Genomic DNA, 16426 nt, shown 5'->3' with positions numbered 1-16426 from the left:
GCATGTAGGCGTCAACGCACCATCGCCGCAACATTTCCGCCGTCTACTGTCAGTAATGCACCAGTGGTTCGCGGCATTAAGGCTAATGCTACGAAAGCATTTGCCACATCACTTGCTCGGACTTCTGCACCGAGCAAGTTCCCACCCATGTAGTTGGCTTCGCTGATGCCGCGCGCTTCCGCTCGTTCTCGAATCATTGCTTGATCGAGCAGGCCGGACCGAATCCGATCTGCATTGATGGCGTTACAGCGAATGCTTGAGGGCCCTTCTTCCAGGGCGTATTGCTTCATAAGTGCCAGCAATGCAGCTTTTGCAATTCCGTAAGCTCCAAAACCAGGGCCTGGGTTTAGCGCTTGCTTGCTGACATTGAAGAGCAGCTGTCCGCCTAAAGATTTGCTGGTTTCTGTCGTTCTATTGCCCTGGGCTCGAAACAGGCGAACTGCAGCTTGTGCAACGTGCTGGTGAGCAAATAGGTTGAGCTCGAAGCTTGCTCGCAACTTGGATTCTGGAAGAGTGGCAATGTCTCCGCTCCAAGCCGCCCCAGCATTGGATACCACGATGTCTAAACCCCCGAAGCAAGCTGCAATTGTCGTGAATGCATCATGGACCTCAGACGCATTGGTGAGGTCGCACTTCAGTCCGAGAGCGCTTGAGCCACATTCTTTGGCAGTCGTTGTTGCGGCTTCACCATTCTTGTCAAGTACGACAACTTGTGCACCTTGCTTGGCGAAGGCAAGGGCGATCGCTGCACCAATTCCACCACCACCACCAGTGACCAAGACAACATGGCGTGCCAGTGGTGCTTCTTTGCCCTTGCCGAGCTTTGCTTGTTCGAGACTCCAGTACTCCATCTCGAAGGTATCTGCCTCGTTGACTGGTTGAAAACGTCCCACTGATTCAGCTGCCATCAGTGTGGCGGCCCAGGCTTCACCAATATCTGCGGTGACATTGGCTTCGGCGGTTGAACGTCCTAGGCCAACGAGGCCAAGTTCAGGGATTGCGATCAGCCTTGGTAGTGGATCGAGGTGTTGTTTATGGCTTCCAACGCGAGCATTCTGACGCTCGAAGTAATCCTGATATGAGTTGATGTATTTCTCTAATGCCAGTTTTGCTGAGTGGAGCCATTCCTCCAGCACGTGGCAGGATTCAATCGCTTCATCTCCTTGGAGTTGTGGAGGCTTTTTGAGAATGAGAGGCCAGGGTTTGGTTCGGATCACGTGGTCGGGGGTCGCGACTCCACGGCGAGACCAGTCTTGGAGGTGAATGTCATTTACTAGTTGGAGTGCCAGTGGGGTTGAGCGCAACTCCATAAGCCAACGTTGGGGGGCGTTATGCACAGCTGCGGATTGAGCCAGGGCACCACGTAAAAGTGGGAGCAGAATCGCAGCGATGTTTTTTTTAGGAGCTGGATTGGTTGGTGGTGGTAGGCAAAGCGTTGGGGTTTCCCCAAGACGCTCTTCCGCCTTACGCACCAAGTTGATCATTCGCTCGTAGCTTTGTTGTGCTGTGGGTCCAAACGAAAATAAGCCGTGCTTGAGAAGCACCATCCCTTCAAGTTCAACTCCCGCTTGAGCTGCTTCTACTTCTGCTTGCTCGTAGGCTTTGATGGCGGCTAAGGCTAGTTGAAAGCCAGGCATGACATAGGGAACAATCGCGACACGTCGACCGTAGAGTTCACGGCAGATCTGTTGGGCATCTGGTTGATCTGCTAGGGCTAAAACAGCTACTGCGTGGGTGTGATCGACGAATTTGCTTGGTAAGAACGCGTGTAGGAGTGCTTCAACCGAAGGGTTGGGTGACGATGGATCGATCAGGTTGCTGCGTTGAGCTGCAACCATGTCTTCGTCGCTAAGTGCAGATAGATCTCTTAAGGCCTGCAGGTTCTCCAATCGCACAGCAGGATGGCCGGCCGGCTCGATGGTTGATAGGTCCCAGCCCGAGCCCTTCACGCACAACACTGGTATGTGATCGCCAAACAATCCTATGCAGCTGGTTTTAACCGAGGTGTTGCCTCCTCCATGCAGCACCAGCTGGGGATCTGAGCCGAGCAGACGGGCTGTGTAAGTGCGGAGAGCCAGGTCTTCAGAGACGTCCTGCGCGGCGTAAGACTTGATGGCAGCTTGTGCCTCGGCATCCGACCAGCGGTTTTGGCACGTCATTGATTGGTGCGTATCGACGGGAACGTTACTTCAGTCGCGCTGAAGTTCCTCTGCTTTCTCCTTTGCTGATGTTTAAGGCTCAAAGCTTTATTAGGCAGTTCGTTGAGATGTTGTCATGCCAAGAATTATAATTCCCTGGCATGAAGTGTTGACTGAAGAGATTCTCAGCCAGCTGGCTGAATTTTTACTGATTGGTTATTGTGCACATGCTGTTTCGTCTGGGCTTTGTAGATGAAAAAGATGTTGATATAAAAGTTCTGAAGCCTAGGATGCTTAGTCTTTTAAATGATTGTGGAGCCATATATAGCAGAGTATAATGTTGGCTATTCCTGTCTAGTCGAGCAGCCTTCTGTTGATTGTTTTCGAGCTCTAGATCTAATGAACTATTTTAGATCTGGTGTTGGAAAGATGTAAAGCTGAGGAATGAAAGTTTGCTATGTGCATTACCATGTCTTTTGCAGAGCATTTAATCTCGATGAAGATGTGCTTCTTTTGCATAGATTCCAGTCAATCCTTAGGGAGTGGCAATGTAAGGATTTTCCTTGTGTTTGAGTGTGTAAGTTGAGTCGAGCTTAGTGATTTCAATTCATCTCATGTTTAGCATCTATGGATAGTGAGGATTGAGTGCTGCTGTGAAGATTTTTCTATGATTAAAGACTACCTTGAGTTTGACTAACTATTTATCAATCTTTCCGTAGTGATATTTTTGCATTCATTGGCTTTGATTTTTAATCATCGCAGTAAAGCTCCATGAGGCCCGTCTCGCTTGCTGCCGCGACTCCGCGTTCGGTGATTAGGGCCGTTACGAGGCGCGCAGGGGTTACATCAAAAGCAGGGTTGAATCCTTCGCTTTGATTGGGAGTGAGTTGCACGGTGGTGAGTTGGTTGTTGCTAGAAGCGTTGTTGTTTCGTCCTTGGATGTGGGTCACTTCCATCGCCGAGCGGGTTTCGATAGGGATTTCTGCGACCCCATCCGAGATTGACCAGTCGATTGTTGAGGCGGGTAGGGCCACATAAAAGGGCACGCCGTTGTCTAGAGCCGCTAAGGCCTTGAGATAGGTGCCGATTTTGTTGCACACGTCACCGCTACGTGTGGTTCGGTCGCTACCTACGACGACTGCGTCAACATATCCTTGCTGCATAAGGTGCCCACCCGCGTTATCCACGATCACGGTATGGGGTACGCCTTCACGACCTAGTTCGTAGGCAGTGAGGCTTGCGCCCTGGTTGCGGGGGCGTGTCTCGTCAACCCATACATGAATGTTTAGGCCAGCCCGGTGGGCCTTGTAAATCGGTGCCAGCGCGGTCCCCCAATCAACGGTGGCTAGCCAGCCAGCATTACAGTGGGTGAGCACTTGTATGGGCTCTTTTTGCCGCACGCTTGGTCTGCCTGCAGCTAGCTTTTGGATGATTGCTAAGCCATGGTTGCCGATGGCCTCACACATGGCCACGTCCTCCTCGGCAATGAGGGCAGACTCGGCTCTGGCGGCCTCTGCCCGCTTAGCTGGTTGAAGCGGTTTTACTTTGTCTCGGATTCGTTTGAGGGCCCAGCGCAGATTGACTGCTGTTGGCCGGGTGGCATTGAGTTGCTTAAAGGCCGCTTCTAGGGCGTTATCGCTGGGGTCTTCTTGTAGGGCCAGCATTAATCCATAGGCTCCGGTAACTCCGATCAATGGAGCCCCACGCACTATCATGGTGCTAATTGCGGTTGCGGCCTCTTGGCAGTTGCTGAGCTTGAGGGTGCTGAACTTGTGGGGCAGTTGGGTTTGATCGATCACGCCGACTGAATGCCCATCTTTTTCAAGCCAGATGGTGCGCCAGGCTGTGCCATCAATGTTCATGACATTTCACCATTTAGATGATCCTGGGCAGTGTTGATCGAGTCGATGTTATGCCTAGGCAGATCCTGATTTCTAAAGCGGTCAGGTTGCATGGCTAATTCATCCTGGTGCAATTGCCCATTGTGATATTTGGCTACTAATACATTGAGCCTTGCTGCGAGCAAGGCTTCTGCATTGAAGTCATGGTTGAAGATTAGGTCAAGTATGGCTTATTGAGTATTGCTAGGACCAGTAACCTTTTGGGCTGAATGAAAGCATTAGGCCTGGTCTAACCTTTGCCTGGGTTAGTGCCTCTTGTATTTATAAGTGAACTCTTTTTTAATTAGCCTTACAAGATAAACCTCGCCTTCAGGTTCTAAAATGCTTTTTAAGCCAGTTAAGATTTGCTCTTGTTCAACCCAATGCAGTGGATCAAGGTGGCTCTTTAGATGATTGCCCGCTTGAACCATTTAATTGTTATTTCACGTGTTGTGCATGCATCTTGATCGTAAACACTTTGTAAGTCATCTCAGGGATTGATGGATTCTTTCTGCTGGAGGCCTTGGCTAGTTAATTTTTTGAAGGTTGAATAAATATTTGCTAATTAAACTCATGACTTGATGTGATACTTCGGCTATCAGTTATATATATGAAGCCCTTGAATGCTATAAGTATTGATCGAGTTATTGACGGGCTATGCTATTTAAAGCTGAAAGACGTTAATTGAATCGCCTCACAACTTCTCCTCTCGAAGGCGCTCGTTTAGGAGTTTTGGGAGGCAGTGGTCTCTATGCCATCGAAGGCCTTGAGAACATTCAAGAATTGGAGATTGATACTCCCTTTGGAAAGCCTTCGGACTCTTTTCGACTCGGCACCCTTGACGGTATGGAGGTGGTGTTTCTTGCTCGCCATGGGCGTAATCACACTTTTTTGCCTACGGAAGTTCCCTATCGAGCGAATATTTGGGCGATGCGTTCGCTTGGTGTGCGTTGGATCCTTTCGCCTTCAGCAGTTGGTTCATTGCAGGAACAGGTGCGCCCCTTAGACATGGTGGTACCTGATCAATTCATTGATCGGACTCATCAGCGACCACTGACTTTTTTTGGAGATGGGGCGGTGGCTCATGTGGCAATGGCTGATCCTTTTTGCCTCACGCTTTCTCGCTTATTAGCTGATGTTGGCGAAAGCCTGATGCCGGATGGACGCCAATTGCATCGTAGTGGTACCTATCTGGCGATGGAAGGTCCGGCCTTTTCCACTCGAGCTGAATCGAAGTTGTATAGGAGTTGGGGCTGCATGGTGATCGGAATGACCAATCACACTGAGGCTCGCCTGGCTCGGGAAGCAGAGATTGCCTATGCTTCTTTATCAATGGTGACTGATTACGATTGTTGGCATGGTCACCATGACAGCGTGACTGTAGAGATGGTGCTTGCAAATCTGAGGGCCAATGCACAATTGGCCACAAAGATCGTTCGGGAAACAGCCAAAATGGTTGCAGATATTCGTCCCGTCAGCACAGCTCACAATGCTTTGGAAGATGCTTTGCTAACCGCCAAAAAACATGTAACTGACAAAACCCGCCGCAAACTTGACCTCTTTACAAGGCCTTATTGGGGCGAGTTTGGCGGTAGTTGATGGTCAGTTTTTGTTTTTTAGAAGATCTAACTCTGCATGTAAGTCCCCACCCTGCTAGGTAGGGTTTACATACAGAATCTTGAATCTAAATTAAGCGGAACCGACTCCAGTGAAGGAGCCGAAGAAGAAGAGACCTAGGACTGAGAGGACAGCCATGCCACCAACTGTGGCCACTAACCATAGGGGTAGGGACCCTTCTGTCCACCGGCGTTCCCATGAAACGGCTGGACTGCCGTCAGGAAGACGGTCAGGTATGCGTCCGTCAGGGCCTTTAAGTTTCGTACTCATGCTTCAGATCCCTTAGTTGAAGAAGTAGCTGGTAAATAGCACGGCGGTTACAAAAACCAGCAAAAGCCCTAGGTAAAGGCTAGTGCGGTTCAGTTCTGCCGGCAGGTTGTTCGGGTTTGGGTTTTGCTCCATGGTTTGGGAGTGGGATCAGCGACGGATGAGCTGCATGGCGGTTATGGCGCCAAGAAAAAACACTGTGGGTACACCCAAGACGTGTACAGCGAGCCAACGCACCGTGAAAATCGGATAGACACGGACGTTAAGCGCTTGAAGAGGTGCAGAAGAAGATTGAGCCATGGCTTATTGCAGGCGCAGGTCGAGTTGGGATTTGGCTTCGTAGCGTTGGCTAACGACAGGAGCCTTGCTTTCGCTTGCCTGGAAATAGGCATCAGGGCGAGGTGTGCCGAATGTGTCATAGGCAAGGCCCGTGGACACAAACAGGTAGCCGGCGAGGAAGATCGACGGCAGGGTAACAGCGTGGATCACCCAGTAGCGGATGCTAGTGACGATCTCGAAAAAAGGGCGTTCCCCGGTGGAGCCAGCAGCCATGGCCTCAGGCGTATCAGCTTTTAGATCCTATAAGGCTGAGCCTCAACACTGCGTCTGGTGAACGGCATGGTTACAGAGCGTTGCTCATTTGGCTGTAGGTCAAGCCTTAGCCCACCCAGCGCAGAAGGTGGCCTCGTTCCCCAAGAACAAACCCTTTGGCTTGGCTTTCAGAGCTGGTGTCGAACAGGATCCTGATCAAGTTCGAGGGCTGTGTGTCGCCCATGGGATCGATCTGCCAGCTTTTTCCGTCATCCAGAGTCTTAATAAGAGTTCCGTTGCCGCCCGCTGCCCAGATGCCTCCGTTGGGATCCCAGGACAGATCTAGGTAGTTGTAGCCATTGGTGATTGGAATCATCGCTTTTCCCCAGCTGTCGACGTTTCCGGGTTGATCGTTCAAGCGGATCTCGGCCCCCCTGGCCACCATCCATAGTTCACCGTTGGGTTGATAACCCAGGCTCTGCACCCGCTTGCTGCTGACCCTCTCATGGTTTTGCCAAACATCCTGGCCTAGATCCAAGGTGGAGAAGAAATTGCCCAGACTGCTCACGCTCACGTAATTGCCAGCTGCACTGCGCCTGAGGTCGCGCACTGCACCGGCCGCTTCACTCACAGTTGCTTTCCAGGTGGTGCCACCATCGCTTGTGCGATAGATGGCACCTGCGTTGGTGGCAAGCTCAGCATTATTGGGACCTAGGTTGGTAATCAAATATGGATCCCCTGGGAGTTTGTTTTCAAGCTTCAGGCGTGACCAGTTCTTGCCTGCGTCAGTGCTGTGCATCACCAGCCCTGGCTGCCCAGCGATCCAACCCTCATTGCCGTTGAAATCGATACTGATGAGCCGGAAGTTTTCATCTTCTTCAAGATCCAAGCTGCGCTTCTTCCAGCTGACACCCCCATCATTTGATTCCATGATTAAGCGGTTGGTACCAACAACGAAGCCGTGGTTGGCGTCAGAGAAACTTATGTCCAGTGGATTTGACTCAGTGTTCAACTCCAAGGGTTGCCATGGGCTGGTGCTGGCGACCGGAAGCCGGCTGGTGACGCACCCACTGAGGCCGAACCCGATGGCCGCAATCAGTAGAAGGTTGAAAAGGTTTGAGAACAGGCGGCTCATGGCAGGGATGCGTTAACGCAGTGAGTAGAGGGAGAGGAAGAAGGCGAAGGCCAGTGCCAGGCCTCCAAAGATCAGGACATTCTTTTGCCCGGGTGTTAAGCGGTTGACGCCGATGCCGTAGTTGAGGTTTTGGTCAAAGCCGCTAGGTGCACTGCGAGGACCGATGTTTTTGAAGGCGTCGATGCGGGCACGGCATACGGGGCAACGAAAGTTGGTTGGATCGAGATCCTTGAAAGCTGTTCCGGAAGTGATGCCAAGCTTCTTGACTCCTTCTTCTGGGTCATAGACGTAACCGCAACTGCGGCACTCAAAGCGATGGGTGAGCTGATCGGTGTCGGACTCTGCTGAGGCGATGGTGTCTATGGCCATACAATCAACGTCAGTTTGAGCAACTGATTCGGCTTCTGTCGAGTCTTCGGCAGGTGTGGTTTTGTCGCTCACAGCTGCACTGTCAGATGGGATAACTCTATCGGCGTTAGCCCATGGCAGTGAATGCCAGACTGAGAAGCAAGTCGTACTTGTCCATGTTTGCGCTGCCGGGTTATGACGCTTTTCTCGGCTTTCTGCTGATCTCAGCAGCAGTACCGATCTTGGCGCTTGTCACCAACAAGCTTTTGGCGCCTCGCAGTCGCACCGGCGAGCGGGAGCTGACCTATGAATCAGGGATGGAGCCCATTGGTGGTGCCTGGATTCAGTTCAACATTCGCTACTACATGTTCGCTTTAGTTTTCGTCATCTTTGATGTGGAAACCGTTTTCCTTTATCCCTGGGCTGTGGCATTTCATCGCTTAGGTCTATTGGCTTTCATCGAAGCCCTTATTTTTATTGCCATCCTTCTTGTTGCACTGGCTTATGCCTGGCGCAAGGGTGCCCTCGAGTGGAGTTGATTTCATGTCAGTGACCCCCTCCATCGATGCCGTACGTGACTTGCGTGCAGCGAGTTGTGGCCCCGTAGGCGCTCCCAGTGTGACCAGTGACTTGAGTGAGAACATCATTCTCACAAGCCTGGACGATCTTCACAATTGGGCTCGGCTTAGCAGTCTCTGGCCGTTGCTGTATGGCACCGCGTGTTGCTTTATCGAGTTCGCGGCTCTGATTGGATCAAGGTTTGATTTTGACCGTTTTGGCTTGGTGCCCCGAAGCTCTCCGCGGCAGGCTGATCTCCTGATCGTTGCGGGCACGGTGACCATGAAGATGGCTCCAGCCCTGGTAAGGCTTTATGAGCAGATGCCTGAGCCTAAATACGTGATTGCTATGGGTGCATGCACGATCACTGGTGGCATGTTCAGTGCTGACTCCACTACCGCTGTGCGTGGAGTAGACAAGCTCATCCCCGTAGATCTCTATCTCCCAGGGTGCCCACCTCGCCCTGAAGCAATTTTTGATGCGGTGATCAAGTTACGCAAAAAAGTGGGTGATGAATCGGTTGCTGAGCGGATCAAGATTGCCCAGACCCACCGCTACTTCACAGTGCCCCATCATATGAAGCGAGTTGAGCCAATTGTCACCGGGGCCTACTTGAGTGCTGATACCCAGAAAGCTGCCTTGAAGCCTGGTGCTGGGCTACCAATGGCTGCGGAGTTGAACACCCCTGAAATTGATGTCAGCCCAGCTTCTCAGTCTTCATCAACCTACGAGTCATGAGCGAGACCCCTTCCACGCCCCCGGTGCCGGCGGGTCCGGAACCGGGACCTGTAAGCCGCTGGCTCAACCAGCAGGGTTTTGAGCATCAGTTGCTTGATCCTGATCATCTTGGTGTGGAGGTGATTGGTGTGGAGTCGATGTTCCTGCAGGTGATCGTTGCAGCTCTCAAGGCTGATGGTTTTGATTATCTTCAATGCCAGGGTGGCTATGACGAAGGCCCTGGCCAGCAGCTGGTCTGCTTCTACCATCTCGTTGCCATGGCTGAAATGGTTGCAAAGATGGGGGTGGGAGATTCGTCGTCGGAAGCGGCCAAGGTACGTGAGGTACGCCTCAAGGTGTTTTTATCCCGTGAAGACATACCTTCGCTCCCATCGATCTACGGCTTGTTTCGCGGAGCTGACTGGCAGGAGCGGGAAACCTTTGACATGTTCGGCATCAACTTTGAGGGACATCCCCATCCGAAAAGATTGCTAATGCCTGAAGACTGGAAGGGCTGGCCACTGCGGAAAGATTATGTGCAGCCAGACTTTTATGAGATGCAGGATGCTTATTGAGCACTCTTTTTATACTTTCGATAGAAGCGCATCACCGCTAGGGCAAGGCTGCGTGGGTCATGGCGCAGTGTTGCGCGAGGCCTTTTCCCTTGCAATGGAGCTTGCATCAACTCATAGCCCTTGGCGATGAGTGCTTGAGCATCACAGTTGACCGGTTCAGCGCCTCGTGCTTGATAGTGCTTCACCAATTGGGATTCTCCTAGGTCATCCTGGGCCAAAACGGCATTGAATAGTTTCTGGCTGATGCCCAGGCTGGCGAGTTGGGCTTCGATTGCTCTTAGGTGACCAACAACATCCAGGCCATCTGTTTCGCCGGGTTGAGTCATTAAGTTGCAGATGTAAAGCTTCGGTGCTCGGCTCTGCTGGATGGTTCGAACTAAGGCCGGTACAAGCAAATTGGGTAATAGGGATGTGTAGAGGCTGCCAGGTCCTAGAAGAATCAGGTCTGCATTAGAGATTGCCTCTAGCGCGCGGGGCAGGGCTGGTGGTTGTGCGGGCAAGCAGCCAAGCCTCACGATTGGACTTGGGGCCTTGCCGATCGCTGATTCCCCTTCAATGCGCTGGCCGTTTTCCAGTTCCGCCCAGAGCTGTACATCTGCATTGGTCGCGGGAACGACCTGACCCTGAACTGCGAGGACTCGACTAGACGCTGTGATGGCTGTCTCTAGATTGCCCGTGATGGCTGATAGTGCAGAGAGAAAGAGATTGCCGAAGCTGTGGCCCTCTAGGCCACTACCTGCTGAGAAACGATATTGAAACAGTCGTGTGAGCAGGGGTTCTTCTGTTGAGAGTGCAGCCAGGCAGTTGCGAATGTCGCCTGGGGGCTGAACACCAAGTTCGCGACGCAGGACTCCGCTACTGCCGCCATCGTCAGCCACTGTGACGATCGCTGTGATGTTGCTGCTGTAGCGCTTCAGGCCACTGAGCAGAGTGGAGAGGCCTGTTCCACCTCCGATGGCGACGATGTTAGGGCCGCGGTTGAGTTTGCTTTTGGCACGAAGGGCGTCGACGAGCACGGTGTCCTTGTCGGGCGCTAGTGCTTGTTGGATCGAACCAAAGCTGCGGCTTTGTCCCCATAGCACTAGGGCGGCTCCGATTAAGACCACTAAAGGACCTGTAATGCTGCGTGGCAGCACAGTTGTGATTGTTCCCAGTAGCCAGACGAGGGTCTCGATGATCCAGTAGATGGGCTTGAGGTCCGCCCAGATGGCTGCTCCTAGAAGTGCCATAAGAAGGCCCAGGCCCGAAGTGAGCAGCCAGCGCTTGACGACCAGTCCAGGTAGGAGCCAACTCACTGCTCTGCGAGAACGGATCATTAGACCCCTTTCGCTAGCAGCCTTTATCCCTTTGATACTGGCGCGGCGCTGATGAGAGCGGCGCTGAGTAAAGCGGTGTTTGGGCGAGGTCACATGCGCGGGGACAAACCGGCCATAGGTCTTTAACGCAACTGTACGAAAGCTTTCCTTCTTCGACATCCCGGGCACAATGACTCGGTCCCCAGCACAGGGTATTTGTGTCAAACGCCACCCCCGTGGTCGAGATGTGTGATCTCACCATGCAGTGGGGAAAATGGCCAGTGCTTGATCAGGTCAACTTGGTCATGCAGCCTGGGGAACGCTTGGCGGTCGTGGGGCCCTCTGGTGCTGGTAAGTCCACGGTGTTGCGGTTGCTGGCAGGTTTGGAGTTGCCTACCAGCGGAGAGCTTCGTCTCTTTGGTGAGCAGCAGGCTTATTTGCGTCTTGATCAGGAGCAACCCCCTGATGTGCGCCTTGTTTTTCAAAACCCAGCGTTGCTTGCCTCCCTCACGGTTGAGGAGAACGTGGGGTTTTTGTTGATGCGGGGAGGGCGCATTAAGCAGAAGGAGATTCGTGAGCGAGCCATGGCTTGTCTAGAAGCTGTAGGGCTTTACGATGTGGCTGATCTACTTCCAGGCCAGCTCAGTGGTGGCATGCAGAAACGAGTAAGTTTTGCTAGGGCCCTGATCGATGATCCTGATCGGGAGAGCGCAGCGATGCCGCTATTGCTTTATGACGAGCCAACTGCTGGCCTTGATCCTGTGGCGTGCACACGAATTGAAGATTTAATTGTTAAGACCACCACAGTGGCCAAAGGTTGTTCGGTAGTGGTGAGCCATGTACGCAGCACGATTGAACGTTCTGCAGAAAGGGTGGTGATGCTTTATGGAGGCAAGTTTCACTGGGCTGGCTCTATAGAAGACTTCGGTAAGACGGATAATCCTTATGTTGACCAGTTCCGTACCGGTAGTCTTCGCGGGCCAATGCAACCTGAAGAGCATTGATGTCTATGCGACGTAGCGTTCGTGATGCGATTGTCGGATTCTCCATCGTTGGAGCCGTGGTTGCCTTTGCAGGAACTTTGCTCTGGTTAAGGGGTGTGCGTCTTGGCGCCAAGGTTTGGAGCATCAAGGTGAACTTCCCCGATGCAACCGGTCTTGCTGAACGTTCCCCCGTGACTTATCGCGGCATCTTGGTGGGCACTGTCGTCAAAATCGATGTGACTTCCCAATCTGTGCGGGCCACCCTCGAAATCAATAAGGGTGATCTGCGCCTTTCCAAGCCGGTTGTCGCCAAGGTGGCCTCTAGTTCATTGCTTGGGGGTGATTCTCAGGTGGCGTTGGTGAGTCTTGGCCAGCCGTTGTCTGCTAATGCTCCCCTGCCTGGATCAATGGATTGTTCTGGCAGCAAGGTGTTGTGTAACGGGGCAACGATTGTGGGTGAGCCTCCGGTGAGTATCTCTTCAGTGACAGAGACACTTGAGCGCATTCTGCAAGAGGTAGAGAAGCAGAAGTTGGTCACGTATTTGGTTGATTCCACCAAGCAGATTGAGAGCACCGCCGAAGATGTCTCCAAATTAATGAGTCAGCTCAAGGATGAGGTGGCTCGAGCTGAACCGATGATTACCAATCTCAATCTGGCAACCGGCCATATCAACAATGTGGTTGAAGCATTCGATAACCCGAAAACAGTTAATGATCTCAAGCAGACTGTGAGTTACGCTCGCTCGCTTACTAAAAAGTTTGATGCAGTGGGTGGAGATGTGGAAAAGCTTACGAATGATCCGCAATTCATGAATTCTTTGCGTAGCGTTACGATTGGCCTTGGTGAGTTTTTTAATGAGCTTTACCCGGCCCAAACTAGTGGTAATAGACCTTGAAGTATTAAGCTCTTTAGAGCCTATATGCGTGATCAATTAATAGGCCTAAGTATTATTTAACCTGGTCTATTGCTTCCATTGCGATGGCGGCAATCGCTTGATCAGTTGCCTTTGGCAGTTGGACGTATTTGCCGGCGGCAGCTTCTGCTAGGTCCTTGCCCATACCACTGCCGATGAACTTACGCTCGGTATCGATGACTAGCAATTTGATCCCCAGACTGCGGTAGCGGCTCGCGACATCAAGTAATTCCTGCTTTAGATCCGGTGGATCTTCTCCTTCAAGTTGTGGCTGACCTAGTGAGGTCCCTAAAGGCACATTGCCGCGTCCATCCGTGATGGCAACAACGACAACTTGGGCGAGATCTCCTTTAGACAATGCGTTAGCACCCACACGAGCAGCCTGGGTAAGACCATGGGCGAGAGGAGAGCCGCCGCCGCAGGGCATCACTTCTAGCCTTCTTTTTGCTGCAGTAATCGATTTGGTTGGAGGCAGTAAAACCTCCGCTTGTTCTCCTCGGAATGGGATGAGTGAAACCTCATCTCGGTTCTCATAGGCCTCGGTGAGTAAGCGAATGACTGCTCCCTTGGCGCCCTGCATGCGATTTAGAGCCATCGAACCGCTTGCATCAACAAGGAAAATGACGAGTGAACCAGCCTTGCGTTGCAGCAACTTGGCTCTCAGATCTCCTTCTTCGACAATCACTGTGCGATCCGGCTGTCTGGATCGCCGAGCTTTTTGATATGGGGCCGCAGCTCTTAATGTCGCGTCGACGGCGATACGTCGAACAGGGCCACGAGGGATGATGGGCCTGACGTAGCGGCCACGGCTGTCACTGAGGACTGCCGAACGGTTCCCACTGTTTCCACTTTTTGACTTGGCTGCAGAAAACAGCAAAAGGTCTGGATCGATTGCAATTGCTTCTGGATCAAGCATGAATTCTTCTGGAACCGGTGGTGATGTCTGCTCTTCAGGGGTGTCTTCGTCATCCTCTTCATCCTCATCTTCTTCAGAAGTGTCTTCTTGCGATTGATCTGGTGGTGGCGGTGCTTGCTGTTGCTCTGGCGGGGGGGGCTCCATTTGCTCTTCTTGAGGCGGCAATTGCAATGCACGCGGTGCAATCACCAGCCGCACGGCGACTTGGAGGTCGTCTGCTTCAACCTGGTCTCGGCCGCTGAGAGCCGCGTGGGCCCGTGCCACGCGTACTGCATAAAGCTCAGAGCGATGCCCTTCCACGCCTCCACGAATGGCTTCATTGACCAGATATTCGATCTGTGCGTGGCTGATTTGTACATCGGGCAGCCATTGACGAGCCAGTAGCAGCTGAGTTGCTAGTGCTTCGGTCTCCTGGGCCCACTTTGCAGCGAAGCTGACACTGCATTGGCCATGGGCCAGTACTGCCTCGGTGATCTCAACACGTTGCTCGTTGCTGATCAGCTGGTCGGCGGAGAGAGCGATGGCGAAACGGTCCAATAGGTGGTCGCGCATTGCCCCTTCTTCAGGGTTGTAAGTAGCAATCAGTAGTGGACGGCAGGGATGGCTGAGGCTGAGGCCTTCTCGCTCTACTCGGTTTTCGCCGGCTCCCACTGCCGCCAGCATGAGGTTGACGATACCGTCATCCAACAGATTGAGCTCATCGAGATAGAGCACTCCCCGATGGGCTTCTGCTAGTAGTCCAGGTTGGAAGACAGGGGTTCCACTGGTTAGGGAGGCCGTGACGTCTACAGCGCCAACAAGTCTGTCTTCAGTAATGCCAATTGGAACTTGCACAAAGGGTGCTGGGATCACACGGCTCGGCAGTGGCTCCTTTGAGTTCTCCTCATCGGTGGCGCCCTGTTTCGTGATCAGGCGTTGGCTGGCTTCGTCCCATTCCTCAGGGAGCTTTGGATCCAGATTGAGACCAATGGGGCGATGAATTTGTGAAGTCTGCTGATCTTTGCTAAGGGCTTCCAGATCGAGCACATCGATTGGCGGTAGCAGTGCATGCAGTCCCCGTGCCAAGACCGATTTGCCAGTGCCGCGGCCGCCGGCGATCACCACCCCACCCAGTTCTGGATCAACCGCTGCTAGGAGCAGTGAAAGCTTGAGCGTTCCATGGCCTGTAATTGCGGCAAGAGGAAAAGCACGAGTGGCCATGTCCTGGCCTGCTCGATCTCTGGACCTTGTGTTGGCAGTTGCGGCCGATCCGCTTGCAACCATGGAGTCCCCCCGGCTCGATGACGTGTGCGCCAGTCTCGCTGATCAACTCGGAGTTTCTACTGCTTATTCTGCTCCAAGCACGTTAGCTGTGGCACTAGGAGCCAATTTGGCTAGTGCTTTTGGACCTCCGCGTGCCACCTTGAGGGCAGTGCGCCCTGAGTTAGAGCAGACCATCCATGAGTGGCTCTCAACATCGCTTGGAGAGGCATCGGGCGAAAGGGTGAATCCTGCAGGTTTGCGTTGCCGTTGGTCGCCATTATTTGAGACCGACCCCGTTGGCGGTCCACCCGAGCAGCCTGTCTACATCAATGCGGTAGTTGTGGTGGATGGGCCGCGGCTTGCTTTGTTGCAGCCTTGTGAAGCGGCTGCGCTGTCCTTGTTAGCCAGACTGCTGGCCCTGGAGAAGCGCTTCGGACGAGATCGCCAGGCAGAGTTGATGCGCTGGGAATCGCGCTCACTGGATCTTGATTTGCTTGCCTGGGGCGCACTACAGGTTCAGCACGAGGCCCTAATCCTTCCTCACCCCCGTCTGATTGAACGAAGTTTTGTCGTGGTGCCACTTGCAGCGGCCCTAACGGGAGTGGCTCAGGTGCCGCGCCGTATTCCCCCTGATTTGGGCTGGCTTGAATAGGGGTGGCGCAATTCAAGTCCTTGTCTGGTCATCAGCCACCATGCTGGGAGTTCTTTGTTTGTGGTCAACATGGTGCCTCTTCCGCCCCCTGAGCCATCTTTGCTGTTGGAAACCACAGCAGCGTTAGAGGCAAGAAAGATTCGTTTTGAGATCAACCGTTTTGAGCTGCCGATTGGGGTACAGGGTCTCTTTGGTCTGATTCGCCATCCTGGTGCTTCCTTAGCGGTGCCAATCACTGCCGATGGCAGGGTTGTGGTGCTTCGTCAGTACCGCTTTGCGGTAGCCCGCCGCATCCTGGAATTTCCTGCTGGCACGCTTGAGGATGGGGAAGATCCCCAGGCTTCGATGGAGCGGGAACTGGCAGAGGAGGCTGGCTACAGCGCAGCTCGCTGGGATTCTTTGGGGCAGATGCTGCCTTGTCCTGGCTACTCCGATGAAGTCATACACCTTTTTCTGGCCCGAGACCTTAAAGCCCTGAGCGAATCTCCTGCTGGTGATGAAGACGAGGATCTTGAGGTGCTGCATATGACCCCAGCTGAATTCGATGCTTGCTTAGCTAGTGGTGATGAAGCTCTGGATGGCAAGAGCATTACCGCTTGGTATCGGGCGCGTCAGTTGTTGGGTCTCTAAAGATCACTATCCCGCTGGTTGTTCTGGT

18 protein-coding genes are annotated in these 16426 nt (G+C 53.0%); 8 read left to right on the top strand and 10 right to left on the bottom strand.

From position 1 onward, the window contains the following. Positions 1–11 precede the first annotated feature (11 nt). Together AKG35_RS10155 and mtnA are read right to left on the bottom strand one after the other, a co-directional pair. Positions 12–2159, bottom strand: coding sequence for a bifunctional aldolase/short-chain dehydrogenase (locus AKG35_RS10155; protein ID WP_011131268.1), 2148 nt, complete (start codon positions 2157–2159; stop codon positions 12–14). A gap of 728 nt (positions 2160–2887) precedes the next feature. Beyond that, positions 2888–4000: an S-methyl-5-thioribose-1-phosphate isomerase gene (mtnA, locus tag AKG35_RS10150; protein ID WP_011131267.1), complete on the bottom strand. Its 1113-nt coding sequence runs from the start codon at positions 3998–4000 to the stop codon at positions 2888–2890. A gap of 702 nt (positions 4001–4702) precedes the next feature. On the opposite strand from mtnA, the gene mtnP reads away from it, so the two are divergent. Next, positions 4703–5617, top strand: a complete 915-nt coding sequence (mtnP, locus tag AKG35_RS10145; RefSeq protein ID WP_011131266.1) for an S-methyl-5'-thioadenosine phosphorylase — start codon at positions 4703–4705, stop codon at positions 5615–5617. 90 nt (positions 5618–5707) lie between these two features. Here the strand turns inward: mtnP and AKG35_RS12490 are convergent, their stop codons facing one another. The 6 genes from AKG35_RS12490 to AKG35_RS10130 form a co-directional block, all read right to left on the bottom strand. Beyond that, a complete protein-coding gene (locus tag AKG35_RS12490) occupies positions 5708–5905 on the bottom strand; it encodes a photosystem II reaction center protein J (protein WP_011131265.1) in 198 nt (65 codons plus the stop codon). A 12-nt stretch (positions 5906–5917) separates the two neighbouring features. Beyond that, complete coding sequence (locus AKG35_RS12485; RefSeq protein WP_011131264.1) at positions 5918–6037, bottom strand: photosystem II reaction center protein L; 120 nt, start codon at positions 6035–6037, stop codon at positions 5918–5920. 15 nt (positions 6038–6052) lie between these two features. Beyond that, positions 6053–6202, bottom strand: coding sequence for a cytochrome b559 subunit beta (gene psbF, locus AKG35_RS12480; RefSeq protein WP_011131263.1), 150 nt, complete (start codon positions 6200–6202; stop codon positions 6053–6055). 3 nt (positions 6203–6205) lie between these two features. Next, the gene (psbE, locus tag AKG35_RS10140) at positions 6206–6454 is read right to left on the bottom strand and encodes a cytochrome b559 subunit alpha (RefSeq protein ID WP_011131262.1); all 249 of its coding nucleotides are present in this window, start codon (positions 6452–6454) and stop codon (positions 6206–6208) included. 106 nt (positions 6455–6560) lie between these two features. Beyond that, the gene (locus AKG35_RS10135) at positions 6561–7568 is read right to left on the bottom strand and encodes a photosynthesis system II assembly factor Ycf48 (RefSeq protein ID WP_011131261.1); all 1008 of its coding nucleotides are present in this window, start codon (positions 7566–7568) and stop codon (positions 6561–6563) included. Between the two features lie 12 nt (positions 7569–7580). Next, the gene (locus tag AKG35_RS10130; RefSeq protein ID WP_011131260.1) at positions 7581–8009 is read right to left on the bottom strand and encodes a rubredoxin; all 429 of its coding nucleotides are present in this window, start codon (positions 8007–8009) and stop codon (positions 7581–7583) included. 83 nt (positions 8010–8092) lie between these two features. Between AKG35_RS10130 and AKG35_RS10125 the strand changes: the two genes are divergently transcribed. Genes AKG35_RS10125 through AKG35_RS10115 form a run of 3 tightly spaced genes read left to right on the top strand, consistent with a single transcriptional unit; the run spans position 8093 to position 9766 of the window. After that, positions 8093–8455 carry an NAD(P)H-quinone oxidoreductase subunit 3 gene (locus AKG35_RS10125; RefSeq protein WP_011131259.1) on the top strand — a complete coding sequence of 121 codons (363 nt, stop codon included), beginning with the start codon at positions 8093–8095 and terminating at the stop codon, positions 8453–8455. A 4-nt stretch (positions 8456–8459) separates the two neighbouring features. Further along, a complete protein-coding gene (locus AKG35_RS10120) occupies positions 8460–9212 on the top strand; it encodes an NADH dehydrogenase subunit K (protein WP_011131258.1) in 753 nt (250 codons plus the stop codon). Continuing rightward, on the top strand, positions 9209–9766 hold the full coding sequence (locus AKG35_RS10115; protein ID WP_011131257.1) for an NAD(P)H-quinone oxidoreductase subunit J: 558 nt from the start codon (positions 9209–9211) through the stop codon (positions 9764–9766). The genes AKG35_RS10120 and AKG35_RS10115 overlap by 4 nt, the downstream gene beginning before the upstream one ends. On the opposite strand, the gene AKG35_RS10110 is transcribed toward AKG35_RS10115, so the two are convergent. Then, on the bottom strand, positions 9760–11082 hold the full coding sequence (locus AKG35_RS10110; RefSeq protein WP_011131256.1) for a gluconeogenesis factor YvcK family protein: 1323 nt from the start codon (positions 11080–11082) through the stop codon (positions 9760–9762). The two genes, AKG35_RS10115 and AKG35_RS10110, sit on opposite strands and share 7 nt — an antisense overlap. 239 nt (positions 11083–11321) lie before the next feature. On the opposite strand from AKG35_RS10110, the gene AKG35_RS10105 reads away from it, so the two are divergent. Then, the gene (locus tag AKG35_RS10105) at positions 11322–12065 is read left to right on the top strand and encodes an ABC transporter ATP-binding protein (RefSeq protein WP_011131255.1); all 744 of its coding nucleotides are present in this window, start codon (positions 11322–11324) and stop codon (positions 12063–12065) included. Next, entirely contained in the window at positions 12065–12940 is an 876-nt protein-coding gene (locus AKG35_RS10100; protein ID WP_011131254.1) for an MlaD family protein, read from the top strand. Before AKG35_RS10105 ends, AKG35_RS10100 begins: the two co-directional genes overlap by 1 nt. 52 nt (positions 12941–12992) lie before the next feature. On the opposite strand, the gene AKG35_RS10095 is transcribed toward AKG35_RS10100, so the two are convergent. Beyond that, the gene (locus AKG35_RS10095) at positions 12993–15137 is read right to left on the bottom strand and encodes a putative cobaltochelatase (RefSeq protein WP_011131253.1); all 2145 of its coding nucleotides are present in this window, start codon (positions 15135–15137) and stop codon (positions 12993–12995) included. Between AKG35_RS10095 and folK the strand changes: the two genes are divergently transcribed. Both folK and AKG35_RS10085 read left to right on the top strand, forming a co-directional pair. Next, on the top strand, positions 15073–15768 hold the full coding sequence (gene folK, locus AKG35_RS10090) for a 2-amino-4-hydroxy-6-hydroxymethyldihydropteridine diphosphokinase (protein WP_328284559.1): 696 nt from the start codon (positions 15073–15075) through the stop codon (positions 15766–15768). The two genes, AKG35_RS10095 and folK, sit on opposite strands and share 65 nt — an antisense overlap. A 69-nt stretch (positions 15769–15837) precedes the next feature. Continuing rightward, on the top strand, positions 15838–16398 hold the full coding sequence (locus AKG35_RS10085) for an NUDIX hydrolase (RefSeq protein ID WP_041375232.1): 561 nt from the start codon (positions 15838–15840) through the stop codon (positions 16396–16398). Positions 16399–16426: the final 28 nt, after the last annotated feature.

It is taken from the genome of Prochlorococcus marinus str. MIT 9313, assembly GCF_000011485.1.
Classification (GTDB): Bacteria; Cyanobacteriota; Cyanobacteriia; order PCC-6307; family Cyanobiaceae; genus Prochlorococcus; species Prochlorococcus marinus_D.
This window is presented reverse-complemented; position numbering and strand designations above follow the sequence as displayed.